Origin of the sequence: Pseudomonas sp. MH9.3 (genome assembly GCF_034354675.1) — a bacterium.
Taxonomy (GTDB): Bacteria; Pseudomonadota; Gammaproteobacteria; order Pseudomonadales; family Pseudomonadaceae; genus Aquipseudomonas.
Genome location: NZ_CP133785.1, coordinates 2,335,496 through 2,359,698, shown reverse-complemented (window position 1 = coordinate 2,359,698; position 24,203 = coordinate 2,335,496). Strand labels below are relative to the sequence as shown.

General features: G+C 60.8%; 25 protein-coding genes and 1 pseudogene. 12 read left to right on the top strand and 14 right to left on the bottom strand.

Features of this window, described 5'->3' with window-relative positions; translation table 11 throughout:
- Positions 1-86: 86 nt before the first annotated feature.
- Together RHM60_RS10240 and RHM60_RS10235 are read right to left on the bottom strand one after the other, a co-directional pair.
- Complete coding sequence (locus tag RHM60_RS10240; RefSeq protein WP_322214341.1) at positions 87-1,262, bottom strand: aminotransferase class V-fold PLP-dependent enzyme; 1,176 nt, start codon at positions 1,260-1,262, stop codon at positions 87-89.
- A 10-nt stretch (positions 1,263-1,272) separates the two neighbouring features.
- Complete coding sequence (locus RHM60_RS10235; RefSeq protein WP_231422891.1) at positions 1,273-1,509, bottom strand: DUF3820 family protein; 237 nt, start codon at positions 1,507-1,509, stop codon at positions 1,273-1,275.
- A 208-nt stretch (positions 1,510-1,717) separates the two neighbouring features.
- On the opposite strand from RHM60_RS10235, the gene RHM60_RS10230 reads away from it, so the two are divergent.
- The gene (locus tag RHM60_RS10230) at positions 1,718-2,185 is read left to right on the top strand and encodes a PA2169 family four-helix-bundle protein (RefSeq protein WP_322214340.1); all 468 of its coding nucleotides are present in this window, start codon (positions 1,718-1,720) and stop codon (positions 2,183-2,185) included.
- 74 nt (positions 2,186-2,259) lie between these two features.
- Here the strand turns inward: RHM60_RS10230 and RHM60_RS10225 are convergent, their stop codons facing one another.
- Positions 2,260-2,730 carry a MaoC family dehydratase gene (locus RHM60_RS10225; RefSeq protein ID WP_057007116.1) on the bottom strand — a complete coding sequence of 157 codons (471 nt, stop codon included), beginning with the start codon at positions 2,728-2,730 and terminating at the stop codon, positions 2,260-2,262.
- Positions 2,731-2,783: 53 nt separating this feature from the next.
- Positions 2,784-3,728 (bottom strand): alpha/beta hydrolase, encoded by a 945-nt coding sequence (locus tag RHM60_RS10220; RefSeq protein WP_322214339.1) that lies wholly within the window; start codon positions 3,726-3,728, stop codon positions 2,784-2,786.
- A 191-nt stretch (positions 3,729-3,919) separates the two neighbouring features.
- Here RHM60_RS10220 and fadD2 point away from each other — a divergent pair, with 191 nt between their 5' ends.
- Positions 3,920-5,608, top strand: a complete 1,689-nt coding sequence (fadD2, locus tag RHM60_RS10215) for a long-chain-fatty-acid--CoA ligase FadD2 (protein WP_231422894.1) — start codon at positions 3,920-3,922, stop codon at positions 5,606-5,608.
- 391 nt (positions 5,609-5,999) lie between these two features.
- The gene (gene fadD1 / locus RHM60_RS10210; RefSeq protein ID WP_231422895.1) at positions 6,000-7,691 is read left to right on the top strand and encodes a long-chain-fatty-acid--CoA ligase FadD1; all 1,692 of its coding nucleotides are present in this window, start codon (positions 6,000-6,002) and stop codon (positions 7,689-7,691) included.
- 50 nt (positions 7,692-7,741) lie between these two features.
- On the opposite strand, the gene RHM60_RS10205 is transcribed toward fadD1, so the two are convergent.
- Positions 7,742-8,119, bottom strand: coding sequence for a hypothetical protein (locus RHM60_RS10205; protein WP_057007112.1), 378 nt, complete (start codon positions 8,117-8,119; stop codon positions 7,742-7,744).
- Between the two features lie 200 nt (positions 8,120-8,319).
- Here RHM60_RS10205 and RHM60_RS10200 point away from each other — a divergent pair, with 200 nt between their 5' ends.
- The 3 genes from RHM60_RS10200 (at position 8,320) to def (ending at position 10,178) form a co-directional block, all read left to right on the top strand.
- The gene (locus tag RHM60_RS10200; RefSeq protein ID WP_003237824.1) at positions 8,320-8,511 is read left to right on the top strand and encodes a CsbD family protein; all 192 of its coding nucleotides are present in this window, start codon (positions 8,320-8,322) and stop codon (positions 8,509-8,511) included.
- 174 nt (positions 8,512-8,685) lie between these two features.
- The gene (locus RHM60_RS10195) at positions 8,686-9,639 is read left to right on the top strand and encodes a YihY/virulence factor BrkB family protein (protein WP_209984102.1); all 954 of its coding nucleotides are present in this window, start codon (positions 8,686-8,688) and stop codon (positions 9,637-9,639) included.
- Positions 9,639-10,178 carry a peptide deformylase gene (gene def, locus RHM60_RS10190; protein WP_057007110.1) on the top strand — a complete coding sequence of 180 codons (540 nt, stop codon included), beginning with the start codon at positions 9,639-9,641 and terminating at the stop codon, positions 10,176-10,178. Before RHM60_RS10195 ends, def begins: the two co-directional genes overlap by 1 nt.
- A 126-nt stretch (positions 10,179-10,304) precedes the next feature.
- Here the strand turns inward: def and RHM60_RS10185 are convergent, their stop codons facing one another.
- Positions 10,305-10,715 carry a GNAT family N-acetyltransferase gene (locus RHM60_RS10185; RefSeq protein WP_209984100.1) on the bottom strand — a complete coding sequence of 137 codons (411 nt, stop codon included), beginning with the start codon at positions 10,713-10,715 and terminating at the stop codon, positions 10,305-10,307.
- Between the two features lie 169 nt (positions 10,716-10,884).
- On the opposite strand from RHM60_RS10185, the gene RHM60_RS10180 reads away from it, so the two are divergent.
- From RHM60_RS10180 to RHM60_RS25685, 3 genes and pseudogenes are all read left to right on the top strand, one after another.
- Entirely contained in the window at positions 10,885-11,826 is a 942-nt protein-coding gene (locus tag RHM60_RS10180; RefSeq protein ID WP_322214336.1) for an aliphatic sulfonate ABC transporter substrate-binding protein, read from the top strand.
- 101 nt (positions 11,827-11,927) lie between these two features.
- Positions 11,928-12,653 (top strand): annotated as a pseudogene (locus RHM60_RS25690) (PAS domain-containing protein); the annotation flags it as partial.
- A 21-nt stretch (positions 12,654-12,674) separates the two neighbouring features.
- Positions 12,675-13,247, top strand: a complete 573-nt coding sequence (locus tag RHM60_RS25685) for a methyl-accepting chemotaxis protein (protein ID WP_373460631.1) — start codon at positions 12,675-12,677, stop codon at positions 13,245-13,247.
- 159 nt (positions 13,248-13,406) lie between these two features.
- Here RHM60_RS25685 and RHM60_RS10170 read toward each other — a convergent pair whose 3' ends face one another.
- The 5 genes from RHM60_RS10170 to RHM60_RS10150 all read right to left on the bottom strand — a co-directional run bounded on the left by RHM60_RS10170 (position 13,407) and on the right by RHM60_RS10150 (position 18,220).
- Positions 13,407-13,865 carry a hypothetical protein gene (locus tag RHM60_RS10170; RefSeq protein ID WP_209984095.1) on the bottom strand — a complete coding sequence of 153 codons (459 nt, stop codon included), beginning with the start codon at positions 13,863-13,865 and terminating at the stop codon, positions 13,407-13,409.
- Between the two features lie 132 nt (positions 13,866-13,997).
- A complete protein-coding gene (locus tag RHM60_RS10165) occupies positions 13,998-15,413 on the bottom strand; it encodes an MFS transporter (protein WP_209984093.1) in 1,416 nt (471 codons plus the stop codon).
- A gap of 90 nt (positions 15,414-15,503) precedes the next feature.
- A complete protein-coding gene (locus RHM60_RS10160; RefSeq protein WP_209984091.1) occupies positions 15,504-16,136 on the bottom strand; it encodes a glutathione S-transferase family protein in 633 nt (210 codons plus the stop codon).
- A 506-nt stretch (positions 16,137-16,642) separates the two neighbouring features.
- Positions 16,643-16,876, bottom strand: a complete 234-nt coding sequence (locus tag RHM60_RS10155) for a DUF6124 family protein (protein WP_209984089.1) — start codon at positions 16,874-16,876, stop codon at positions 16,643-16,645.
- Positions 16,877-17,188: 312 nt separating this feature from the next.
- Positions 17,189-18,220 carry a LacI family DNA-binding transcriptional regulator gene (locus RHM60_RS10150; RefSeq protein WP_209990484.1) on the bottom strand — a complete coding sequence of 344 codons (1,032 nt, stop codon included), beginning with the start codon at positions 18,218-18,220 and terminating at the stop codon, positions 17,189-17,191.
- A gap of 226 nt (positions 18,221-18,446) precedes the next feature.
- On the opposite strand from RHM60_RS10150, the gene RHM60_RS10145 reads away from it, so the two are divergent.
- The gene (locus RHM60_RS10145; RefSeq protein WP_209984087.1) at positions 18,447-18,980 is read left to right on the top strand and encodes a gluconokinase; all 534 of its coding nucleotides are present in this window, start codon (positions 18,447-18,449) and stop codon (positions 18,978-18,980) included.
- 84 nt (positions 18,981-19,064) lie between these two features.
- A complete protein-coding gene (locus RHM60_RS10140) occupies positions 19,065-20,417 on the top strand; it encodes a GntP family permease (RefSeq protein ID WP_186751752.1) in 1,353 nt (450 codons plus the stop codon).
- 143 nt (positions 20,418-20,560) lie between these two features.
- Here RHM60_RS10140 and alaC read toward each other — a convergent pair whose 3' ends face one another.
- Positions 20,561-21,772 carry an alanine transaminase gene (alaC, locus tag RHM60_RS10135; protein ID WP_322214335.1) on the bottom strand — a complete coding sequence of 404 codons (1,212 nt, stop codon included), beginning with the start codon at positions 21,770-21,772 and terminating at the stop codon, positions 20,561-20,563.
- A 193-nt stretch (positions 21,773-21,965) separates the two neighbouring features.
- On the opposite strand from alaC, the gene RHM60_RS10130 reads away from it, so the two are divergent.
- Positions 21,966-22,448, top strand: a complete 483-nt coding sequence (locus tag RHM60_RS10130; RefSeq protein ID WP_322214334.1) for a GyrI-like domain-containing protein — start codon at positions 21,966-21,968, stop codon at positions 22,446-22,448.
- A gap of 72 nt (positions 22,449-22,520) precedes the next feature.
- On the opposite strand, the gene RHM60_RS10125 is transcribed toward RHM60_RS10130, so the two are convergent.
- Positions 22,521-23,012 (bottom strand): GNAT family N-acetyltransferase, encoded by a 492-nt coding sequence (locus RHM60_RS10125; protein ID WP_322214333.1) that lies wholly within the window; start codon positions 23,010-23,012, stop codon positions 22,521-22,523.
- Between the two features lie 258 nt (positions 23,013-23,270).
- Positions 23,271-24,125 (bottom strand): LysR family transcriptional regulator, encoded by an 855-nt coding sequence (locus RHM60_RS10120; RefSeq protein WP_322214332.1) that lies wholly within the window; start codon positions 24,123-24,125, stop codon positions 23,271-23,273.
- Positions 24,126-24,203 lie beyond the last annotated feature (78 nt).

Here is a 24,203-nt window from a genome sequence, read left to right as displayed (position 1 = left end):
TTTTTTTGCCTGTAAAAAACCTCAAAGTCACACATACCTGATGTGGACGAGGGCTAGTGTGGGAGGGAGCAAGTCCCTCCCACCTGTCAGTCGGTGGCCAGTTGAGTGATTGCGTTGATCAGGACATTGATGTCCTCAGCACAGGTCACCACCCCTGGCGTCACCCGAATACACGTGCCAAATGCCGGCCCCGTGCGGGTCGTGGTAAACAGGCCGTGCTCCTTGAGCAGACGGTCCACCATCACCTGTTGGTCCCGCCCACTGAACTTGAATGCGGTAATCGCGCAATACAGTCTGGGGTCATCCGGCGTGAGTACTTCAATCCCGGGCAGCGACCGCACCTGACTCACCCACATGTCCCTCAGGTAATTGAGCCGCGCACCCTTGGCCGCCGCGCCACCCAGGCTGCGATGTTCTTCCAGCACCCATGGCAACGTCATCAACGCAGGGAAGTTTGGTGTGCTATAGGGCGTGCGTGCGCGCACGTCGGTGGCGGGGTAGTGGCACTCGCCCATGTCCGGGTCGATATCGGCCAGGCGCTCGGGGGCGATGTAGAGGAAACCCAGGGTCAGCGGCGCGCCGATCCACTTGTGCAGGTTGAAGCCGGCAAAGCTGATTCCCAGTTCGGCGAGATTGAAGTCGATCTGGCCCAGCGCGTGGGCGCCGTCGAGTATCACATCCACGCCGTGCGCTTGCGCGGCCCTGGCGATGGTTTCGACCGGCATCACCAGGCCGGTACGGTGGGTGACATGGGTCAGTGCCATCAGCTTCAGGCGCGGATACTGCACAAATGCCTCGCGATAGGTGTGCACCAGGATGTCGAAACTGGCCGGATGAAGGTGGGCGATTTCGATCACCTCCACACCTCGATAGCCCGCCAGCCAGCGCATCGCCCCCTTGACCGTGTCGTACTCCAGATCGCTGATCAGCACCTGATCGCCCGGTTGCAGGCGATTGTAATTGCGGATCAGCGACTGCAGGGCTTCGGTGGCGTTGCGCGTGAACGCTATCGCCTGCGGATCGGCGTTGATCAAGCCGGCCAGTTGGCAGCGGATGGCGTCATTGTCACCGCGCTCGAAGCGCTGGCGCACATGCAGCGAATTACTGCGGTTGATGAACGCTACGTGTTCCAGATACTGCGCCTGCACTGCGCGGCTCATGCGCCCGAAGTAGCCGTTCTCCAGGTTGATCGGGCCTGGCTCCTGCTCATAGCGCTGGGCAATAGTGCGCCAGTGCTGCTCGTTGTTTGCATTCCCTGGCATGGCGAAACTCCTAATGGCGAGGGGCGGGCTTGCCGTGTTTGGTGCGCAGTGGTTCCAGCAGTTCGGCCAGGCCGTTGCTGTCGATTTCCTGCATCAAGGCCAGCAGGCCGCCCAGCTCGCCATGGGGGAAACCTTCGCGGGCGAACCAATTGAGATAGGGGCCGGGGAGGTCGGCGATGATCCGGCCCTTGTATTTGCCGAAGGGCATCTGGCGGGTGATCAGCAGTTCGAGTTTCTCTGGATTCATGGCGATCTTGGGCGGTTAAGACGATGACAGTGAAAATACAGGCATTCTGCATGAAGGCCAAAGGACAGATCATGCAAATAACATCGGCGCAGATGGTTCAATAATTCATAACTGTTTGATTTTAAATAGGAATATATTTTTCAGAAAGCTGGCACGGACACTGCAATTACTCTTGCATCCTTTTAAACCTGCCATAAGGAATTGAAAAATGACTGACATCAATAAAGAATCCATCTCCGTACTGAACGACCTGATCGAGACCAGCATTGACGGTCAGAAAGGTTTTAAAGAGTGCGCTGAAGACATCAAGCACCCGGAGCTGAAGGCTCTGTTTGCCAAGCGTTCGGCTGATTGCGCCAGCGCTGCCGCAGAACTGAAAACCGCCGTGCGTGCTCTGGGTGGCGATCCGGAAGATTCCGGCAGCGTTGCCGGCGCCTTGCACCGTGGCTGGGTCGACGTGAAGTCGATGGTCACCGGTAAGGACGAAGAAGCCGTACTGAACGAAGCCGAGCGCGGTGAAGACCACGCACTGAAGGCTTACAAAGAAGCGATCGAGAAAATCAACAAGCACAACCTGCTGGGCATTCGTGACCTGGTAGAGCGTCAGTACCACGGCGTGCAACGCAACCACGACCAAGTGAAAGCCCTGCGTAACCAGGCTCGCGCTCAGTCGTAAGCACTGCGCTGTAACCCAATGCGGGAGGGGCTTGCCCCCTCCCGCATTTTTTTGCGTTGGATTTGAGTTCGGACTCAGCCAATGCTGATCGGTGGCAACTGGGTCAGCGTTAATTCAAGCTGCTTGCGTGGCGCGATGATCTCCGCTTCGCCATCCACCACCAGTTCGTCGCGCTGGTTGAACACACGCGTGGCAATGCGCACGCGAAATTTTGGCAGCTTTTCCAGAATTTCCAGGCGCACCGTCAGCGTGTCGCCGATCTTTACCGGTTTCTGAAAGCTCATTTGCTGGCCCACATAGATAGTGCCCGGCCCAGGCAACTCGCAGGCCACGGCGGCACTGATCAGCGCGCCGCTGAACATGCCGTGGGCAATACGCTCCTTGAACATCGTGGTCTTGGCGTATTCGGCGTCCAGGTGCACCGGGTTGTGGTCGCCGGACATGGCGGCGAACAGTTGGATATCGCGCTCTTCGACGGTCTTGCTGTAGCTGGCGGTCTGGCCGACTTCGAGGGCTTCGTAGGGGGTGTTGGTTACCTGGGTCATCTAAAAGTGCATCCTGTGGCTAGTCGGTCATTAATGGGCCGGTTCTGCAAAGTTTATTCGCAGCGCGCCGGCCTGCGCAGGGTCAGGGCCTGGTCGAGCCAGTGCAGTACATCCGCGGTCACTTCATCGCGGTTGGTTTCGTTGAACACTTCATGCCGCGCCTGCGGGTAGACGGTCAATTGCAGGTGCTGGCAGCCGGCCTCACGCAGGGCTTGGGCCAGGCTGTTGAGACGCTTGCCGTCACTCACCGGATCACATTCGCCGCCCACGACCAGAATCGGCAGGCCCGGATCGATCTGCGCGAGGTTGGACGCTTTGCTGATGTGCTGCAAGCCGCCCAGCAGGTCGATCCACAGCTGGTTGGTGCAACGAAAACCACAGAGCGGGTCGTTGATGTAACGGTCGACTTCGACAGGGTCGCGGCTGAGCCAGTCAAATGCTGTACGCGTCGGTTTGAACGCCTTGTTGAATGAGCCGAACGACAGCCAGTCAATCAGCGCACTGCGCCCGCGCAAGCCCTGTCGAGCGTATTCGACACGCGCTATCACCCGGGCGGCGCGATACAGGGCCACCGGCTGGAAATTCGAACCGCTGAGAATTGCCCCATGCAGGCTGGCGCTGTGGTGCAGCAGGTAGGCCTGGGCGATGTAGCTGCCCATGCTGTGACCCAGCAGAATGATCGGCAACCCCGGCTGCTGCTGGCCGATGTGCTGGTGCAGGCTGGCGAGGTCGCCGACCACCGTGTTCCAGCCGTCCTGCTCGGCGTACAGGCCCAGGGTGCCTGACTCGGCGGTACGGCCGTGGCCACGCTGGTCCAGCGCATACACGCCGTAGCCGCCGGCGCACAATGCTGCGGCCAGGCGCCCATAGCGCCCGCTGTGTTCGGCCATGCCATGGGACACCATCACCACGGCCCTGGCGGGACCCTCCGGCAGCCATTGATTGACGTACAGACGGCTTTGGTCAGTCGCGGTCAGCCAGAAGGTGCTGTGGTTCATGGCGCTTTCCTTTGCTCGGGATGGGTGCAGTGTATCGCGCACCAGGTATCTGCCCATGCCTCAGCGGCAAGATTCATACAATCAATGACACGATTTAGCGTATTTGCCTGTTTGGTTATAGCTGCTACCGTCCCCAAAGCTCCGCCTTTTATAGCAGCGGCCGGACACACTCAGGTAAGAGGACAAGAATAATGCAACCTGATTTCTGGAATGACAAACGCGCGCCCGGTGTTCCCAATACCATCGACCTCACCGCCTACACCTCGGTGATCGAAGTGTTCGAGCGCTCCTGCAAGACCTTCGCCGACCGTCCGGCATTCAGCAACATGGGGATTACCCTGACCTACGCCGAACTTGAGCGCCAGAGTGCGGCGTTCGCCGGTTACCTGCAGCAGCACACCGACCTCAAGCCCGGCGAGCGTATCGCGGTGCAGATGCCCAACGTGCTGCATTACCCGATTGCCGTGTTCGGTGCCTTGCGCGCCGGGCTGATCGTGGTCAACACCAACCCGCTGTACACCCCGCGCGAGATGCGCCACCAGTTCAAGGATGCCGGCGTGCGTGCGCTGGTCTACCTCAACCTGTTCGGTTCGCGCGTGCAGGAGGTGTGCGCCGACACAGCCATCGACCACTTGATCGAAGCCCGAATGGGCGACTTCATGCCGGCCGCCAAGGGTTGGCTGGTCAACACCCTGGTCGACAAGGTGAAGAAAATGGTACCGGCCTACCACCTGCCGCGCGCAGTGCCGTTCAAGCGCGCCCTGCGTCTGGGGGCAAGCCTGGACGTGACGCGGCATCCGGTGAGCCTGGACGATATCGCCGTGCTGCAATACACCGGCGGCACCACCGGCCTGGCCAAGGGCGCGATGCTCACCCACCGCAACCTGGTGGCGAACATGCAGCAGGTGCGCGCTTGTATGTCGCAGACCGGCGACGACGGCCTGCCGCTGGTCAAGGAGGGGCAGGAGGTGATGATCGCGCCGCTGCCGCTGTACCACATCTATGCCTTCACCGCGAACTGCATGTGCATGATGGTCTCGGGCAACCACAACGTGCTGATCACCAACCCACGGGACATCGGCGGGTTTATCAAGGAGCTGAAAAAGTGGCGCTTCACCGGGCTGCTGGGGCTCAACACGCTGTTTGTCGCGCTGATGGATCACCCGGAGTTCAAGCAGCTGGATTTCTCTCACCTCAAAACCACCAACTCCGGCGGCACCGCGCTGATCAAGGCCACCGCGGAACGCTGGCAGCAGCTCACCGGCTGCGCGATCGGCGAGGGTTACGGCCTGACCGAAACCTCCCCGGTGGCCAGCGCCAACCCGTACGGCGATAAGTCGCGACTGGGCACCGTGGGCATTCCCGTGCCGGCCACTGCAATGAAGGTGATCAACGACGAAGGTGTCGAGCTGCCGTTGGGCGAGCGTGGCGAGCTGTGCATCAAGGGCCCGCAGGTGATGAAGGGCTATTGGCAGCAACCGGCGGCCACCGCCGAGGCGCTGGACGCCGAAGGCTGGTTCAAGACCGGCGATATTGCCGTGATCGATGAGGACGGCTTCATACGCATTGTCGATCGCAAGAAAGACCTGATTATCGTCTCGGGTTTCAACGTGTACCCCAACGAGATCGAAGACGTGGTGATGGCGCATCCGGCCGTGGCCAATTGCGCAGTGATCGGCGTGCCGGACGAGCGCACGGGGGAGGCGGTGAAGCTGTTCGTGGTGGCGCGTGCCCAGGGCGTGAGCGTTGAAGAGCTGAAGGCGTACTGCAAGGCCAACTTCACCGGCTACAAGGTGCCCAAGCAGATCGTGTTGCGCGACTCGTTGCCGATGACGCCGGTAGGGAAAATCCTGCGACGGGAGCTGCGCGACATCGCCTGAACCTGTAACTGAAATGGTCTAAAAGTGTGGGAGGGGGCTTGCTCCCGATAGCGGTGGGTCAGTCAACATATTGGGTGACTGATATGCCGCTATCGGCAGCAAGCCCCCTCCCGCATTTGCTTTGGAGTGCGCTGGAGGGCTTGTTCCAGAGCGGTTTGCCGGGATATTCAACGCGTGTTTAAAGTGTGACCAAATATTGTAGGACAGTCGTGATTATGACTGCGGGGCCCTCGTTTGGCTCTAGGCGGCCCTTGGCAAAGCTGCTACTCTCGGCGCGCTTTGTGACGTCTGGGCCTGCTTGAAGCGCCGGATTCACCGTACAAAAAACATACACCAATAATAATCGCATCAAATGCGATGATGAATTCGCGTCGCTGAGGAGTGGGCTTCCATGAATGAAGACTTTTGGAAGGATAAGTACCCCGCCGGGATTGCTGCACAGATCAATCCAGACGAGTATCCGAATATTCAGGCGGTATTGAAGCAGTCCTGCCAGCGCTTCGCCAACAAGCCGGCTTTCAGCAACCTGGGCAAGACCCTCACCTACGGTGAGCTGTACGAATTGTCCGGCGCTTTTGCCGCCTATCTGCAACAGCACACCGACCTGCAGCCCGGCGACCGCATCGCGGTGCAACTGCCCAACGTCCTGCAATACCCGGTCGCCGTGTTCGGTGCCATCCGTGCCGGGCTGATCGTGGTCAACACCAACCCGCTGTACACCGCGCGGGAGATGGAACACCAATTCAACGACTCCGGGGCCAAGGCCCTGGTGTGCCTGGCCAACATGGCCCATCTGGCGGAAAAGGTCTTGCCCAAAACCGCCGTCAAGCACGTGATCGTCACCGAAGTGGCCGACCTGCTGCCGCCGCTCAAGCGCCTGCTGATCAACAGTGTCATCAAGTACGTGAAGAAAATGGTCCCGGCCTACCACTTGCCGAAGGCGATCAAGTTCAATGATGTGCTCGCCAGGGGCCATGGCCAGACCGTCAACGAAGTGAGCCCGGCCAGCGATGATGTGGCGGTGCTGCAATACACCGGCGGCACCACCGGCGTGGCCAAGGGCGCGATGCTCACCCACCGCAACCTCGTCGCCAACATGCTGCAGTGCAAGGCGCTGATGGGCTCTAACCTCAATGAGGGTTGCGAGATCCTCATCACGCCGCTGCCGCTTTATCACATCTACGCGTTCACCTTTCATTGCATGGCGATGATGCTGATCGGCAACCACAACATCCTGATCAGCAACCCGCGCGACCTGCCGGCGATGGTCAAGGAATTGTCGAAGTGGAAGTTCAGCGGCTTTGTCGGTCTCAATACCCTGTTTGTGGCGCTGTGCAATAACGAAGGCTTCCGCAAGCTGGACTTCTCGGCGCTCAAGGTCACCCTGTCCGGTGGCATGGCCCTGCAACTGGCGGCTGCCGAGCGCTGGAAGGCCGTGACCGGCTGTGGCATCTGTGAAGGTTATGGCATGACCGAGACCAGCCCGGTGGCCACGGTCAACCCGATCCAGCATATCCAGATCGGCACCATCGGTATTCCGGTGCCGTCCACGGCGTGCAAGGTCATCGCCGACGACGGCACCGAACTGGCGCTGGGCGAGACCGGCGAGCTGTGCGTCAAAGGCCCGCAAGTGATGAAGGGCTACTGGCAGCGCGAAGACGCCACCGCCGAGATGCTCGACAGCGAAGGCTGGTTGAAGACCGGTGACATCGCGATCATCCAGCCCGACGGCTACCTGCGCATTGTCGACCGCAAGAAGGACATGATTCTGGTGTCCGGCTTCAACGTTTACCCCAACGAGCTGGAAGACGTGCTGGCCGGCCTGCCGGGCGTATTGCAGTGCGCCGCCATCGGCGTGCCGGACGAAAAATCCGGGGAGATCATCAAGCTGTTCATCGTGGTCAAGCCCGGTGCAACCCTGACCAAGGACCAGGTGATGGAACACATGCGCGCCAACGTCACCGCCTACAAGGTGCCCAAGGCGGTGGAGTTCCGCGATGTGTTGCCGACCACCAATGTGGGCAAGATTCTACGCCGCGAGTTGCGCGATGAAGAACTGAAGAAGCTGGGCCTGAAAAAGTAACCCAATAAAAAACCCCGCCAATGCGGGGTTTTTTATGGCCTGCACATTTTTTACAGGGCGAACTGCGCAAAGCTGATTCCTGCACCCGCCGGGCGCACATCCTTGAGGTATGAATCCTTGTCCGCGCTCAACTCCAGGGTGATCTCGGGCTTGCGCTTGCCTGCATTGCGCACCACCAGCCCTTCCAGGTTCTCGCGCAGGAACAGCGTGGGCACCTTCAGGTGCAGCAACTGGTCGGTCTCGGCGTTGTGCATCAACAGGTGGATCCACTCGTACTGGCCCACGCCAATGCGCACCAGCGGCAGGTCGAACCACCAGATGTTGCGTTTGCGGTCCAGGTCGGTGAAGTGGCAGTTGTTGACGCCGAGTACGGCGCCGCCCAATGCCTGGTTTCTGCGGGCGATGGCCTGTGTCTTATCGAGTTTCATAACCTTCCTACGGGATCTGTTATTCAGCGTTTCAGCCTGAATCTGCCGGGCATTCTCGTGGGTTGGCTGCAAAACATAAAGCCAAACCTTTATGGAGCGATCAAATGCCGCCTGAAAATAATTGAAACTCTACAGAACGGCCCCGGGTCAATCTTTAGGTAGTCATTAAAAACCATTTGATTGTTATCAGGAGTAATACCATGGGCAGCACTTCCGATAAGGTAAAAGGCATGGCTAACGAAGCCGTCGGCAACGTCAAGCAAGGCGTCGGCAAAGCCACCGATAACGACAAACTGCGTGCTGAAGGTAAGGCTCAGGAACTGAAGGGCGAAGCCCAGCAAGCCGTTGGCAAGACCAAGGATGCGGTCAAGAATACCGTCGACAAAGCCTGACCCGGCACTGCGTTTGCGCAGACCTGCGGCCATCCACGGATGGCCGTTTTTGTGTCAGCTGCTGCAACTAAACTTTGGAAATTGTTTCAAAGTCGCCAAATGGGCTACTTTGATGTAGAAAACGGCCCCTGAGTCGCCCACGAATCTGACCTTTTTGCGGCGAAAGGAGACGCTATGATCTTTCCGGTACTACAAGGCCTCAAGCTGCATAAGGTGCTGATGCGCACCGTCACCGAATTCATCGATGATGAGATGCCCACCTACGCCTCGGCACTGGCCTACCAGATGCTGTTTTCGCTGTTTCCCTTCCTGCTGTTCCTCATTGCCCTGATCGGTTTCCTGCACCTGCCGGACTTCTTCAGCTGGTTGCGCCTGCAATCGGAGCTGGTGTTGCCGCCCCAGGCGCTGGAACAGGTCAACCCGGTGATCGACCAGTTGCAGCAATCCAAGGGCGGCCTGCTCTCGGTGGGTATCGTGATCGCGCTGTGGACCGCTTCGGCCGGCGTGCGCCTGATGATGAGCGCGATGAACGCCGCCTACGACGTGGTGGAAGGCCGGCCGATCTGGAAGCGTTTCCCGCTGTCGATTTTCTACACCATCGGCATCGCCGGCATGTTGTTGGCCGCCGCCGCACTGATGGTGCTGGGCCCGCAAGTGATGGAGTGGCTGGCGGGGCAGATCGGCATGCAGGAATTCGTCGTTACCCTGTGGACCATTGTGCGCTGGCCGTTGATCGTGATTCTGCTGATGTTTGCCGTGGCCCTCATGTATTACGTGATGCCGGACGTGGAGCAGAAATTTCGCTTCATCACCCCAGGCTCCGTGCTGGCCGTGGTGGTCTGGATCGTCGCGTCCCTGGGCTTTGGTTACTACGTTAAAACCTTCGCCGACTACAACGCCATGTATGGCAGTATCGGTGCGATCATCGTGCTGCTTCTGTATTTCTATATTTCCGCCGCCGTGCTGTTGCTCGGCGCGGAGATGAACGCCGTGATCGAACACATGTCGGCCGAGGGCAAGGACGCGGGCGAAAAGGAATTTGATGAGCCCGGCCACACCGATGAGAAACAGCATGTCTCAGGCTTAGGCCGAGACCACTCCAAGCCCACTCCCGTAGAGCCTGATTGATGATCCGTGACATCCTGAAAATGGGCGACGAGCGCCTGCTGCGTATCGCCGCGCCTGTACCGCCGGAAATGTTCGACAGCCCCGAGCTGTGGCAATTGATCGATGACATGTTCCAGACCATGGAACATGTCGGCGGTGTTGGCCTGGCCGCGCCGCAGATAGGCGTCGACCTGCAACTGGTGATCTTCGGTTTCGAGGCCAGCGAACGCTACCCGGACGCGCCGCCGGTGCCGCAGACTATCCTGATCAACCCGCTGATCACGCCGCTCAGCCCGGTGCTGGAAGAGGACTACGAAGGCTGCCTGTCGGTGCCCGGCCTGCGCGGGGCGGTCAACCGCTACCAGCAGATTCGCTACGAAGGTTTCGACCCCAAGGGCGAACCGATTGTGCGTTTTGCCGACGGCTTCCATGCGCGGGTGGTGCAGCACGAGTGCGACCACCTGATCGGCCGGCTGTACCCGTCGCGGATTACCGACTTCAGCAAATTCGGGTTTACCGACGTGCTGTTCCCTGAGCTGGAGCCGGCGGTAGAAGAGTAACCCTCTGACGCCACACCGCTTGAACATGTGGGAGGGGACTTGCTCCCGATGGCTGAGTGCCAGTCACGCTTGAGTAGCTGACACACTGCAATCGGGAGCAAGCCCCCTCCCACATGGGGCTGCATTTCAGGTTTTTAAGCCCATCGCGATCAGCGGCTTGTTGCGTTTATAGCGCACCAGCCGCTCGCTGAGCGATTGCGGCAACAGCGTTTCCTGCGTGAAGCCCATCCGGTCATACACACCCTGCAGGTCCGGGTGACAGAACAGCCACACCGTGCCCTCTACCGGTTGCACTGCGCGCAGAACCAGCCGCGCCGCCAGCCCTTGCCCGCGATACGCCGGGTCGACGAACAGCCCCGTCAGCCAGTGCCCGCCCACCACCGGCGTCAGGCATAGCCCGGCGACGATCTCGGCGTCACGCGCCACCCATAATCGACCGCCCTTGAGCGCTTTCATCGATGAACCGTGGGCGCGGTAAAACTTGTTCAGCAGCGGCCAGAGCGGTTCGCTCAGCAATTGGATGGACACTTCGGACATGGTGTTCAGGCGCGGGTGATCAGGGGGCGAGGATTATAAGCGCGTTCGGTTATGGGTTAATCCATCAAGGTTTATATTCTTTTTGATCATATATTGGTGAGTTTTAAATATTATTAAAGAATAAGTCTGCTTGTTAGGATCGCCCCAATGGATCATCAAGAGGCTACCCATGAAACCACTAAAATACCTGCTGACGGGCTCGTTGCTGGCGCTGACGTTGCTGGCCCAAACGGCACTGGCTGACGACACTGAAACCTTGCGTGTCGGCTATCAGAAAGGCTCGGTGAGCATGGTGCTGGCCCGTGAGCACAAGCTTTTCGAGGCGGCGCTGCCGGGCACCCAGGTGCAATGGGTCGAATTTCTCGGCGGCCCGCCGCTGATGGAAGCGCTCAATGCCGGTAGCCTGGACATTGGCAATATCGGCGACATCCCGCCGATCTTCGCCCAGGCCGCCGGCATCGACCTGCAATACATCGCCGTCGAGCCCAATGACGGCAAGACCGAAGCGATTCTGGTGCCCAAGGCCAGCACGCTGCACAGCGTGGCCGAGCTCAAGGGCAAACGTGTTGCATTGCTCAAGGGCTCCAGTGCTCACAACCTGTTCCTCAAGAGCCTGCTGCGTGCCGGGTTGCAGTGGCAGGACGTGAACGTGGTGTACCTGTCGCCGTCCGATGGCCGTGCCGCGTTTGAACAGGGCAAGGTGGACGCCTGGGTGGTGTGGGACCCTTACTACTCGGCCGCCGTGGTCGACGGTTCTGCCCGAGTGCTGGGCGACGGGCAGGGGCTCAACCCGGCGGGCAGTTTCTTCGTGGTCAGCAGCCGGTTCGCCAAACAGCACCCCCATGCCATCGCCACGATCATTCAAACCTTGGGCAAGGCGCAGCGCTTGTCCCTGGACCAGCCGCAGGAAAGTATCGCGCTGATGGCCAAGACCCTGGGCCTGCCGCCGGCCGTGGTAAAGAGTTACTTCGAGCACCGCTCACCCACGCCGATCCGCCCGCTGACAGCCGCCGACATCGCTACCCAGCAAGGTACCGCCGAGCTGTTTTTCGCCAACCGCCTGATTCCGAAAAAGGTCGATGTTCAGCAGGCAGTCTTCAAAGCGCCCTGAGTGTTCGTCCCGGCACTGTCGCCTTGCATAGCGCCTGGTCGTGGCTATGCTCATTCGAATGGAATGCGCCCCTCAGCGCCGGGAATCAGGGAGATCCGACCATGTTCAACCTCCACCACAAATCCGACCTGCTCGAGATTCAGCGTTTCTCCTGCGCCCTCACCGAGTCCAACGCCAAACTCGCCGCCATCGGCCGCTCCATGGCCATGATCGAATTCGATCCCGCGGGGGTGATCCTCGATGCCAACGACAACTTCTGCAAAGCCATGGGCTACAGCGTGGAAGACATTCGCGGCAAACATCACCGGCTGTTCTGCGAAGAGGCCTACACCCACACCGAGGCCTACGCCACGCTCTGGCGCGACCTGGCGCGGGGAGAAGCCATCAGCGGCACCTTCATGCGTCTGAATAAACGCGGCGAGGAGGTCTGGCTCGAAGCCAGCTACATGCCGGTGCTGGACGACGAGCAGCGGGTGCTCAGCGTGATCAAAGTGGCGTCGGATATTTCCGCGCGGGTCCACCGCGAACACGAAAACCAAAGCCTGATCGATGCGATCGGTCGCTCCATGGCGATGATCGAGTTCACGCCCCAGGGGCAGATCCTCAACGCCAACGATAACTTCCTGAGCACGGTGCAGTACTCGCTGGGTGAAATCGTCGGCCAGCACCACAGCCTGTTTTGTCACCGTGAGGAGGTTGAGTCACCGGCCTACAAGGCGTTCTGGGCCTCGCTCAACCGGGGGGAGTATCACTCGCACCGTTTTGAGCGCAAGAACAAATACGGCAAGACGCTGTTTCTGGAGGCTTCCTACAACCCGATCTTCGACGCCAGCGGTCGGTTGTACAAAGTGGTGAAATTCGCCAGCGACATCACCGACCAGGTCACCAGCCTGCGCACCGCTGCCGATTCGGCCCACGCCACCTCGGTGCAAAACGACGTCTGCGCGCGCAAGGGCTCGCAGGTGGTGCAGCAGACGGTGCAGATTATCGAAGACATTTCCCACGACCTGAACCAGGCCGCCGTGAGCATCGACGCGGTGAACAAGCAATCGGAGATCATCGGCACCATCGTGCAGACCATCCGCAGCATCGCCGAGCAGACCAACATGCTGGCGCTCAACGCCGCCATCGAAGCCGCCCGCGCCGGTGAGCATGGGCGCGGTTTTGCGGTGGTGGCCGACGAAGTACGCAGCCTTGCCGCGCGCACCAGCCAGGCGACGCTGGAGATTGTCGAGGTGGTGCGCAAGAACCACGACCTGTCGGCGAGCGCGGTATCGAGTATGCAGTCGAGCTTGAACCGTACGGGGCTCGGCGTGGAATTGGCCAACGAGGCCGGGCAGGTGATCCTGGAAATCCAGGAAGGCTCACGGCACGTGGTGGACGCGATCGGTCAATTCAACTCGACGTTGCAATTGCAGTAACTCACCCACACATGCAAACCCATGTGAAAGGCGATACTCGGTGAAAGAGAAGCCAATGTGGGAGGGGGCTTGCTCCCGATAGCGGTGGTTCAGTCAACATCTTTGACGACTGACACACTGCAATCGGGAGCAAGCCCCCTCCCACATTTGAATGCTTGATTAGAGGGCCGCCAGCGCCTGTTTTACCGGCTCAGCCGGCGCGGTGGTCGACGCCACCTGCTGCTGTTCCTTCAACCGTGCAGCCACTTCCCTGGAAATCGCGTCCTGTTTTTCCTGCGGCAGCGCCTGCGCCTGCTCTTCGGTCAACCCCTGTTCCTTGAGCAACTGCTCACGAATGCGTTCGCCCGGGGATTTGCTCATGTACTCGGTGAGTTCCGCGCGCGTGCCGGAGGCGGGCGCCGAGGCCTGGAGCTGCACACGGGTCTTGGCAAACGCCTCGTCAATACGCCCGCTCGCCTTGTCCAGATCCTTCTGCGCGGCCGGCAGGGTCAAGGCAGGCTGCGTTGCTGCCAGCACGCCGCTGTACAGGGTGCTGGCGGCCGCATTGGCCGGGTCCATGTCGGGCCGATTGACCTGTTGGACGTTCGATACGGCCTGGGTGTTGTTGTTAACCAGCATGATCGGTCACCTGCGCAAGTGTTCAGTACGAACACTGGAGCAAATAGCGTGCCGCGTGCGCCGTGCGCGTTTTATTGGGCCTCGGGCCGCTGTCGCGGCAACCGATGGCCCGTCGACGGCCAACCCTTGCCGTCAATGGGCGATGTTTTCCAGTGTCAGGTTGCGCGTACGCGGCCCGAACCAACTGATGGTGATCATCACGATGAGCATGCTGCTGGCGATAAACGCCAACACCCCCGGTGTGCCCAGGTGTTCGAGGATAAAACCGATCAACAGGCTGCTGAACACTGTCGACAAGCGGCTGAACGAGTAGCAGAAGCCGACCGCCCGCGCGCGAATATTGGTCGGGAACAGTTCAGCCTGATACGAGTGGTAGCTGTAGCTCAGCCAGGCGTTGCAGAAGGTGATCATCACGCCGCAGAAGATCAGCCCCACCGCGCTGGTCTGCAAGGCGAACAGGCTGCCGAAGATCATCGCGCCCATGGCCGAGCCGACAATCTGCCACTTGTTTTCAAAGCGGTTGGCCACCTTCACGAACAGCAGCGGCCCCAGCGGGTAGGCGAGGGTGATGATGAACGCATACAACAGACTGTGGGTCACGCTGACGCCCTGGCCCGACAGCAGCGCCGGCAGCCAATTGCCAAAGCCGAAAAAACCGATGGCCTGGAATACGTGGAACACGATCAGCATCAGCGCACGGCGGCGGTAGGGCGGTTGCCAGATATCGGCGAACCGGCCATTGCCCTGCACGTTGACCGCCTCGGGTTCCGGTTCATCCAGGGGGTTACCGTGATCTTTGCGGCAGCGCGCTTCAAGGTTGTCCATGATGGCGCCGGCTTCGTCGAACCGACCTTGCTGCGCCAGCCAGCGCGGCGACTCCGGCAGGCGCTTGCGCAGTTGCCAGATAAACAGCGCAAACACCGCACTGCTCAGCACCACCCAGCGCCACCCGGCAATGCCAAACGGCGCCTGGGGCACCAGCCACCACGACATCAACGCCACGGTCGGCACCGACAGAAACTGAATGAAAAACGCAAAGGCAAACGCCGAACTGCGCATGCGCTTGGGCACCAGCTCCGAGAGGTAGGCGTCGATGGTCACCAGCTCGATCCCCAAGCCAATGCCCACCAGAAAGCGCATACAAATGATGCCCAGGGCGGAGGTCTGCAGGCCCATCAACACCGTGGCGACGGTGTACCAGACCAGCGCGAAGGTAAAGATCGCGCGGCGCCCGTAGCGGTCGGCGATGGGGCTGAGCAGGCTGGCGCCGAAGAACAGGCCGAGAAACGTCGCCGCTGCGAAGGCGGCCTGGTCGGAGAAGCCGAACACGCCTTCGCTGCCGATGTGGAACAAGCCGGCGCTGATCAGGCCTGGGCTGATGTAGGCGGTCTGGAACAGGTCATACAGCTCGAAAAAACCGCCAATCGACAGCAACGCCACCAGGCGCCAAATAGTCGCAACGGGAGGAAGGCGGTCGATGCGCGCACTGATATGGGCGGCCCGGACCGGATCGATGCCGTCCGTGGAAGAGGCGGTGAGTGTCGACATGAGGGACCCTTTGGTGAGCGGTAAGGAATGGCATTCAGCGTCAAGCTAAACACGTTTACTTACAACTTAACGCGTGTCGCCACTGTTTTTTCAGTTGTGACCGTCCAGGGCGAAGGTGTGAAAGCCCGCGTGCCGGGCCAGGCGCTGGTAGTACGCCGCGACGGCGGGATAGTGCGGGCGCTGCATTGGCGTCATCTGCCAGCGATGGACCGACAGGCCGATCAGGATGTCGGCGAGGGTGAACTCATTGCCGGCCACGTAGGCACCGGTGTTCGCCAACTGTTGTTCGAGAATGCCCATCCTGTCGTTCCACACCTGCACGGCGGCGGCGATTTGTGTCGCATCCAGACCCTCCGGGTTGTTGCGCACCAGCGCGGTAAAGGCAGCGCCCCAGGCGCGGTTGAGTTCGACGGCTTGCCAGTCGATCCATTGCTCCACCCGGGCGCGCGGCGCCGGCTCGATGGGCAACAGGTCATGGCGCTGGTAAAGGCCCACGAGATAGCGGCAGATGGTGTTGGACTCCCACAGCACGCCGTGGTCGTCGATCATCACCGGTATCTGCGCATTGGGATTGAGGGCAAGGAATTCAGCGGATTGGGTGGGCTTGAAGCCGATGCCCCAGTCCTCACGCACGTAGTCGATGCCCAGTTCCTGGCACGTCCAGAGTACTTTTCGCACATTGATGGAAGACGTGCGGCCCAAGATTTTCAGCGAATGCCCCATGGTGCGCCCCTGGCAATTGAGAATGGCCAATCTAGCAGGGGATGCGAGGCGAGCACAGTCCGTAATATGTGGCGAGCGGGCTTGCCCTAATGCCGTTCAGTTAAGCGCAGATTCCCTGTGGCGAGCAGGCTTGTCCTGCGTTGGGCTGCGCAGCAGCCCCAAAGCCAGACGCTGAGCCGTATCAGGTACACCGCGTTTTGCTCGATTGGGGGCGCTTCGCGCCCCAACGCGGGGTTTGCCCTAATGCCGTTTCAGTTAAGCGCAGATTCCCTGTGGCGAGCAGGCTTGTCCTGCGTTGGGCTGCGCAGCAGGCCCAAAACCAGACGCTGAGCCGTATCAGGTACACCGCGTTTTGCTCGATTGGGGGCGCTTCGCACCCCAGCGCGGGGCAAGCCCGCTCGCCACAACAAGCCCGCTCGCCGCAACAAGTCTGCTTGCCATAACAAGTCTGCTTGGCACAACACGCTCGCTTGGCACAGCGCTGCACCGTTTATTGGGGCCGGCTTTCAAGTGCGTGGCATGTGTTGATCCATCGCTTTGCCCACCAGCAATACGCTCAGCTCACTCAGTTGATGAATGGCGAGCGCAACATCACGGTGTTTGCCCGTGAGGTCATCGGACAGGTCGAGCAGCAGGGTGCTGACGGAGCATACGGTTTCGTAGCTGTTGGTCAGCAGGGATTCGGTGGAAATATCGGGGACGAGGGTGAAGAGCGTATGCGGGGGATTGACACTTTGCATGGCTAAGTACCTGATTTTTTGCCGGCGCCCGCATCGCTACTAAACGAGAGGTGGCAGCTGTACGCAGGTTAGTAGACCGGTAATCCCGCACAAAACCCGGCGCGCCCGAGGGCGCCCTACGCACAGCCGCCATAATGGGCCTGTGCATATTGTGCAAAGGAATTCGGGCTACTAAACCCGACCACCGAGAAATTCGGCGACGGACTAACCTTAGACAGCCCAACCCTGGCGCACAAGCCGGCGGATTCTGACGTAAGCGTAGGCAACGGAGCAAGGTGCTTACCGCAATGTCAGCCCATTCCTACAGGCCTCCTACGTACTCTCCCTCACCTGCAACTCAAACCCCATATCCACCACCGGTTTGGCAATCCGATTACCCGCCATGATCGTCAACAAATGCTCCGCTGCTCGCCGGCCGATCGCTTCGCGTGGCGTGCTGATGCTGCTCAGGCGCGGCACCATGAACGAGGACGCCGGCAAGTCGTTGAACCCCAGCACCGCCACTCGCCCTGGCACCTGAATGCCGTGGCGCATGGCTTCGAGCAGCGCGCCATGGGCCAGGTCGTCGTTGCCGAAGAACACCGCATCCACGTCGGGGTGCGCCGCCAGCAACTGCAGGAACAGTTCGCCGCCCAGGCCCACGGAAGATGGGCGCGGTGTCAGTATTTCCAGCGCCGGGTCGTACAGGCCAGCCTGTTGCAGCGCCCGGCGAAAACCTTCGCCGCGCAGCAGGGTGCGCTGGTCCAGCTGCGCGCCGATATAGGCCAGGCGTTTGCGCCCACGGGACAGCAAATGCGCGGCGGCCGTTTCGCCCGCTGCCAGTTGCGAGAACCCCACGCAGTTCACCCCGGCATTGGGGTCCAGGTCCATCATGTACACGCAGGGCACGTTGCTGGATTCGACCATTCGTCGCGCGCTTTCGGTGCGATCAAAACCCGTCAGCAGCAGGCCGCGTGGCTGGTAGGCCATGTAGTTGCGCAGCAGGTTTTCTTCTTCGTCGCGCGAATAGTGGGAGTTGCCGATCAGCACTTCGAAGCCCTTGGGCCTAAGCACCTGATGGATGGCTTCGAGGGTTTCGATAAACAAAAGGTTGGACAACGACGGCACCAGCACCACCACCGAATGGCTCTGGGCCGAGGCGAGGGCGCGGGCCGCGGGGTTGACCACATAGTTGAGCTCGGCGGCGGCCTGCCGCACTTTTTCGGCCAGTTCTGTGGCCACGCTGCTGATGCCACGCAGGGCGCGCGAGGCGGTGATCGGGCTGACGCCGGCCAGACGGGCGACTTCGTTGAGGGTCGGGCGACCCGTGGTGCGCGTATTCTTATCGTTCTTGGAGGTCATCAGGCGGCTTGCCAAACAAAAATCGAGGCACTAAGGTAGCGCTGTCTCCGAAGGGCTGCAAATGATTGAACCCTGGGTTGCCTGATCCGGTTCAGTGCTACAAGCAAGTCAGTTGGAACGGATGCACGCGTCACTCCATAAAAAAAGACAAGACGGCGCGGGAAAAGCCTGTTTTTGCACTAGCCTTACAGCGTGCAAAGGTAGCGCTATCTGCGTCCTGAGGTGTTTCATGAGTCAACCTGTTACCGCCCTGGTCATCATGGGTGTTTCCGGCTGTGGCAAGTCCAGCGTCAGCGAGGCCCTGTGCCGCCTGAACGGCGCCACCGCCATCGAAGGCGACAGCTTTCACCCTGCCGCGAACATCGAAAAGATGAGCGCCGGCCACCCCCTCAACGACGACGACCGCGCCGGCTGGCTCGACATCCTCTGCGATGAGCTGCGCCGTTCGCTCAAGGCCGGCGAGCATCCCGTGCTCACCTGTTCGGCCCTCAAGAAAAAATACCGCGACCACCTGCGCGAAGCCGCGCCGGGCCTGGGTTTCGTGTTTCTGGAGCTGACCCGTGCGGTGGCCGCCGACCGCGTGTCCCATCGCCCCGGCCATTTCATGCCGGCCAGCTTGATCGACAGCCAGTTCGCTACCCTTGAATCGCCCAAAGGCGAGCCGCTGACCCTGGCCCTCAACGCCAGCGAAGACAGCGTCGAAGCGCTGGCGGAGCAAACCAATGCCTGGTGGCTCAAGCACGGTTTTGAACCTACTCATTGATTTTTTGCCGGAAGAGATAGCGCTATCCCCGGCAGGAAATTCAACACCCGCTTTAATAACAACAACAAACAGGAGAGACCCCCCATGTTTGGCATGTCCCACGAGTCCTACCTGCTGCTTGATGCAGTGGTCACTATCATCGGGTTGATCGTACTGATCACCCAATTCAAGGTGCACCCGTTCATTGCACTGATCATCGCGGCCGGCTTTCTCGGCCTGACCTCGGGCATGCCCGTGGACAAGATCATCAAGGCCTTCCAGGACGGTTTCGGCGGAGTGCTCGGCTTTGTCGGCATCATCCTTGCGCTGGGCACCATGCTCGGCAAGATGATGGCCGAATCCGGCGGCGCCGATCAGATCGCGCAGACCCTGATCCGCGCCTTCGGCAAGGAAAAGGTGCAGTGGGCGATGATGTTCGCCGCGTTCCTGGTGGGCATCCCGCTGTTCTTCGAGATCGGCTTCGTGCTGCTGATTCCGCTGGTATTCATCGTCGCGCGGCGCACCGGCGTGTCGCTGATCAAGATCGGTATCCCGTTGCTCGCCGGCCTGTCGGCGGTGCACGGTCTGGTGCCGCCGCACCCGGGGCCCCTGCTGGCCATCGGCGTGTTCGGTGCGGACATCGGCAAGACCATCCTGTACGGCCTGATCGTTGCGCTGCCGACGGCCATCATCGCCGGGCCGATCTTCGGTACGTTCATTTCCAAGTACATTCCGGGCAACCCGTCCCAGGAACTGGTGGACCAACTGGCCCGCGAGCCGGAAGCGAAAACCCTGCCGAGCTTCGGCATCACGCTGGTCACCGTGCTGCTGCCGGTGTTCCTGATGCTGCTCAAGACCTTCGCCGACATCGGCCTGCCGGACGGCCATGTGGTGCGCAACTGGATGGACATGATCGGTCACCCGATCACTGCGCTGTTGCTGGCGCTGCTGCTGTCGCTGTACACCTTTGGCCATCGCCAGGGCATCCACGCCAAACAGATCCTCAAGCTGCTCGACGCCAGCCTTGCACCGACCGCCGCGATCATCCTGATCATCGGCGCCGGCGGTGGCTTCAAACAGATGCTGGTGACCAGCGGCGTGGGCGACGTGATCGGCCATATGGCGGTGAGCGCGCAGATCAACCCGATCCTGCTGGCCTGGCTGGTGGCGGCGGTGATTCGCGTGGCCACCGGTTCTGCGACCGTGGCGACCATTACCGGCGCGGGCATTGTGGTGCCGGTGGTGGGCATGATCCCGGGGGTCAACCGTGAGCTGCTGGTGCTGGCGACGGGGGCAGGTTCGTTGATCCTGTCTCACGTCAACGATGCGGGGTTCTGGCTGGTCAAGCAGTACTTCAACATGACCGTGGTGGAGACGTTCAAGACCTGGACGGCGATGGAGACCATCCTGTCGGTGGTGGCGCTGATCTTCATCATGTTGTTGTCGCTGGTGGTGTAAGCCACACCGCAAAACAACGGTGTGAGCCCAATCCAATGTGGGAGGGGCTTGCTCCCGATGGCAGAGTGTCAGTCACTGCATCTGGTGACTGACCCATCGCCATCGGGAGCAAGCCCCCTCCCACCGTTGTTACAGCATTGAATTCAGGCCCTGGTAACCAACCCATCCGCCCTGAACATCGCGCGAATCCCGCGCACGGCCTGGCGAATCCGGTCCTGGTTCTCGATCAGCGCAAAGCGCACATGGTCATCGCCATACTCGCCAAAGCCGATGCCCGGCGACACACACACCTTGGCCTCCAGCAGCAATTTCTTGGCAAACTCCAGCGAGCCCATGGCGGCATACGCCTCGGGGATCTTTGCCCATACGTACATCGACGCCTTGGGATTCTCGACCATCCAGCCCAGCTCATGCAGGCCCTTGACCAGCACATTGCGGCGCTGGCGGTACTGCTCGGCGATGTCCTTCACGCACTGCTGGTCGCCTTCGAGCGCGGCAATCGCCGCCACTTGCAGCGGGGTGAAGGTGCCGTAGTCGTGGTAACTCTTGATCCGCGCCAGGGCGTTGACCAGTTCCGGGTTGCCCACCATGAAACCGATGCGCCAGCCGGCCATGTTGTAGCTCTTGGACAGGGTGAAAAACTCCACCGCAATGTCCTTGGCGCCGGGCACCTGCATGATCGACGGCGCTTTCCAGCCGTCGTAGACGATATCGGCGTAGGCCAGGTCATGCACCACCAGCACGTCGTACTGCTTGGCCAGGGCGATCACCCGTTCGAAGAAATCCAGCTCCACGCACTGCGCGGTCGGGTTGGACGGAAAGCCGAGGATCATCATCTTCGGCTTGGGGATCGAGCCACGGATGGCCTGCTCCAGCTCGGCGAAAAAGTCCACGCCCGGAATCAGCGGCACCGAACGCACCTGGGCGCCGGCAATCACCGCACCGTAGATGTGAATCGGGTAGCTCGGGTTGGGCACCAGCACGGTGTCGCCCTGATCCAGGGTGGCCAGCATCAGGTGCGCAAGGCCTTCCTTGGAACCGATGGTGACGATGGCCTCCGACTCGGGGTCGATGTCCACGTCATAACGGTCCTTGTACCAGCGCGAAATGGCCCGGCGCAGGCGCGGAATGCCTTTAGAGGTGGAGTAGCCGTGGGTGTCTTCACGCTGGGCGACGGTGACCATTTTTTCCACGATGTGCGGGGGCGTGGGGCCGTCAGGGTTACCCATGCTCAAGTCGATGATGTCTTCGCCGCGCCGACGCGCAGCCATCTTCAGCTCGGCAGTGATATTGAAAACATAGGGAGGGAGTCGATCTATGCGCGCAAAGCGGCGCGGCGAACCTTGGTCGGCCATTGTTGCCTCGAAGTACGTAAGCGCCCGGAACCGTCCGAGCGACGTTGGCCACTGCGGTGGCCTGCGGCAGACAATACGGTCGATGATGGCCAGTTGTCCATATGCGTGGGAAAAATTTCTGCATGGAGCAGGGCGCCGATATACCCCTATACTCGACGCGGGTTTGTTCCCTCATAAGAAGGAGACTGTTCGTATGGATCAGCAGACAAAACAACCGTTGGAGCCACGCATGGAAGCGGGCAGGGCCATGGTGATTGCGGGCGTAAAAGGGCGTTATTCCAAGGCCACCGTCGGTGACATCCCGCGCCTGTGGGAGCTGTTCGACACCTGCATCAAGGACATCGGCAAGCGCGTCGGCGGGGTGACCTATGGCGTGTGTCATAACGCGCACCATGGCGAATTCGACTACATGGCCGGTGTTGAAGTACCCACCAAAGGCGATGTGCCCGGCAACTTCGAATCCATCGATATAGCGCCGCTCAACTACGCCGTGTTCGCCCATCACGGGCCGGTGCAGGCACTGGCACAGACGTACGAGCGCATCATGTTCGAATGGCTGCCGCAGTCGGGCTACAAGGTCGTGGGGGCGGATTTCGAGCGCTACAGCGCGGACTTTGACGGGCGCAAGGGCACCGGCACGGTAGAGGTCTGGTTGCCGGTTGGGCAGAAGGCCTGAGCCAGCACCAGCAGCCGACGTCACGTAAACATGACATTCGTTTCTGAAGTCATGTTTACGTGACATTTACCGTCATGAATCAAACGCCCGGCGCAATCTGCGCTCATACCCGATCCGCCCCTTGTACGCCTCCCCGCTGTCCACCCACCCCGCCCGCAGGTACAGGCCCATCGCCGCGACGTTGTCACTGTCCACCGACAATTCCAGTGCCTTGATCTGCGGCCAGGTTTCAATGGCCACAGCGGGTAACGCCAGCAGGCAAGCCTTGCCAAACCCGCGCCCTTGCTGGCGCCGATCCACCTGCAACGCGTGCAGCGTCGCGCTGTGTTCATCGGCCCATTGGGGCAGGCACGGCGGGCGCTTGAGCAGCAGGAAGGCAACGGGAATCTCGTCGGCCAGCAGGGCAAATCCCTTCACGCCAGGGCTGGGGTTGACCAGCAGCGTATTGAGGGCGCAGTACATGTCACCGGAAAACGGCAGTTGCTCGGGGTGAACTTCGATGTCGCGCAGTTGCTGCTGTTGCACAGCAGTCAGCGCTTCGTAGGCAACAAGGCGGGTTTGCATAGGGAAAACCGAACGGCGCAGTGAGGAAAGCAGTTTAACGCCTTCCCTGATCGCCCAGACAAAGAAGATCACTCCTGTGGCGAGCGGGCTTGCCCCGCGTTGGGGTGCGAAGCGCCCCCAATCAAAGAAAACGCGGTGTACCTGACACTACGAGGAGTATGGTTTGGGGCTGCTTCGCACCCCAACGCGGGCAAGCCCGCTCGCCACCACCACAACAAGCCTGCTGGTCACACGCAAATGCCCTTTGTCTGACAGGGCTCAGTCAAGCATCTGCCCCAGCAACCAACTCCCTGCCGGCCCCGGTGGTCGTTGCCGTGACCATAACGCGTCGATCGCCACCGAACGCGGCCAGCCGCGTACCTTGAGTTCCACCAGGCTGGCATTGCCGAAGCGCTCCACCAGCCAGCGGGGCAGGGGGGCCCAGCCGAACCCCAGTTGCGCCATTTCCATCAGCATCAGGTAACTGGCGGCCGACCACACGCGCCCGGCCGCGCGGTTGTCGTAGGGTTTGACGATGCTCGCCAGGCGCAGTTCGCGGTGCTGTTTCAAGCGCTGCGGGTCCACCTGCGCAAGGCTCGCCAGGGCATGCTGCGGCGACACGAACAATGCGGTTTCGGTGCGCTCCTGCACCGGCGAACTGGTGAGGTCGGGCGGGTAGACGTCCTGCTGCTCGATAAACGCCATGTGCGCGCGGCCGCTTTGCACCAGGTCGACCAGGTCATCGCATTCGGCGATCAGCCATTCCAGCTCCAGGTCCGGGTAACGTTCGGCAAAGGCGAGGATTGCGGTTTCGAAGCGCGGCGACTGGTAGGTGTCCGACATGGCAATCGTCACCTTCGGCTCCAGGCCCTGTGCCAGTTGACTCGCCGCCAGTTGCAGGCGGCTGCTGGCCTCCAGCACCTGTTCCGCCCGTTGCAGCAGCACATGCCCGGCCGGGGTCAGTGTGGGCTTGCGGCTGCTGCGGTCGAACAGCACCACATCCAGGTCAATCTCCAGGCTCGCCACCGCCGCGCTGATGGTCGACTGGCTCTTGCCCAGCTTGCGCGCCGCCGCTGAAAAAGAGCCCTGGGTGGCGGCCTGGACAAACGCCTGCAGCACTTCGTGAGAGGCCATGAGGTATCGCCTTGGTCGATGGTTATTGGTTATTAAGTATCGATGTGGCGGGTGAACATGGCAACCGTCGTCAATCAC

What these genes read in the sequence shown, in the direction of transcription:
- fadD1 (WP_231422895.1), top strand. Translation starts at nt 6,000, where the DNA reads ATGAATGAAGACTTTTGGAAGGATAAGTACCCCGCCGGGATTGCTGCA.
- alaC (WP_322214335.1), bottom strand. Translation starts at nt 21,772, where the DNA reads ATGGCCGACCAAGGTTCGCCGCGCCGCTTTGCGCGCATAGATCGACTC.
- RHM60_RS10185 (WP_209984100.1), bottom strand. Translation starts at nt 10,715, where the DNA reads ATGTCCGAAGTGTCCATCCAATTGCTGAGCGAACCGCTCTGGCCGCTG.
- RHM60_RS10130 (WP_322214334.1), top strand. Translation starts at nt 21,966, where the DNA reads ATGGATCAGCAGACAAAACAACCGTTGGAGCCACGCATGGAAGCGGGC.
- RHM60_RS10180 (WP_322214336.1), top strand. Translation starts at nt 10,885, where the DNA reads ATGAAACCACTAAAATACCTGCTGACGGGCTCGTTGCTGGCGCTGACG.
- RHM60_RS10225 (WP_057007116.1), bottom strand. Translation starts at nt 2,730, where the DNA reads ATGACCCAGGTAACCAACACCCCCTACGAAGCCCTCGAAGTCGGCCAG.
- fadD2 (WP_231422894.1), top strand. Translation starts at nt 3,920, where the DNA reads ATGCAACCTGATTTCTGGAATGACAAACGCGCGCCCGGTGTTCCCAAT.
- RHM60_RS10220 (WP_322214339.1), bottom strand. Translation starts at nt 3,728, where the DNA reads ATGAACCACAGCACCTTCTGGCTGACCGCGACTGACCAAAGCCGTCTG.
- RHM60_RS10195 (WP_209984102.1), top strand. Translation starts at nt 8,686, where the DNA reads ATGATCTTTCCGGTACTACAAGGCCTCAAGCTGCATAAGGTGCTGATG.
- RHM60_RS10120 (WP_322214332.1), bottom strand. Translation starts at nt 24,125, where the DNA reads ATGGCCTCTCACGAAGTGCTGCAGGCGTTTGTCCAGGCCGCCACCCAG.
- RHM60_RS10200 (WP_003237824.1), top strand. Translation starts at nt 8,320, where the DNA reads ATGGGCAGCACTTCCGATAAGGTAAAAGGCATGGCTAACGAAGCCGTC.
- RHM60_RS10145 (WP_209984087.1), top strand. Translation starts at nt 18,447, where the DNA reads ATGAGTCAACCTGTTACCGCCCTGGTCATCATGGGTGTTTCCGGCTGT.
- RHM60_RS10165 (WP_209984093.1), bottom strand. Translation starts at nt 15,413, where the DNA reads ATGTCGACACTCACCGCCTCTTCCACGGACGGCATCGATCCGGTCCGG.
- RHM60_RS10155 (WP_209984089.1), bottom strand. Translation starts at nt 16,876, where the DNA reads ATGCAAAGTGTCAATCCCCCGCATACGCTCTTCACCCTCGTCCCCGAT.
- RHM60_RS10205 (WP_057007112.1), bottom strand. Translation starts at nt 8,119, where the DNA reads ATGAAACTCGATAAGACACAGGCCATCGCCCGCAGAAACCAGGCATTG.
- RHM60_RS10140 (WP_186751752.1), top strand. Translation starts at nt 19,065, where the DNA reads ATGTTTGGCATGTCCCACGAGTCCTACCTGCTGCTTGATGCAGTGGTC.
- RHM60_RS10170 (WP_209984095.1), bottom strand. Translation starts at nt 13,865, where the DNA reads ATGCTGGTTAACAACAACACCCAGGCCGTATCGAACGTCCAACAGGTC.
- RHM60_RS10235 (WP_231422891.1), bottom strand. Translation starts at nt 1,509, where the DNA reads ATGAATCCAGAGAAACTCGAACTGCTGATCACCCGCCAGATGCCCTTC.
- RHM60_RS10160 (WP_209984091.1), bottom strand. Translation starts at nt 16,136, where the DNA reads ATGGGGCATTCGCTGAAAATCTTGGGCCGCACGTCTTCCATCAATGTG.
- RHM60_RS10240 (WP_322214341.1), bottom strand. Translation starts at nt 1,262, where the DNA reads ATGCCAGGGAATGCAAACAACGAGCAGCACTGGCGCACTATTGCCCAG.
- def (WP_057007110.1), top strand. Translation starts at nt 9,639, where the DNA reads ATGATCCGTGACATCCTGAAAATGGGCGACGAGCGCCTGCTGCGTATC.
- RHM60_RS10230 (WP_322214340.1), top strand. Translation starts at nt 1,718, where the DNA reads ATGACTGACATCAATAAAGAATCCATCTCCGTACTGAACGACCTGATC.
- RHM60_RS10125 (WP_322214333.1), bottom strand. Translation starts at nt 23,012, where the DNA reads ATGCAAACCCGCCTTGTTGCCTACGAAGCGCTGACTGCTGTGCAACAG.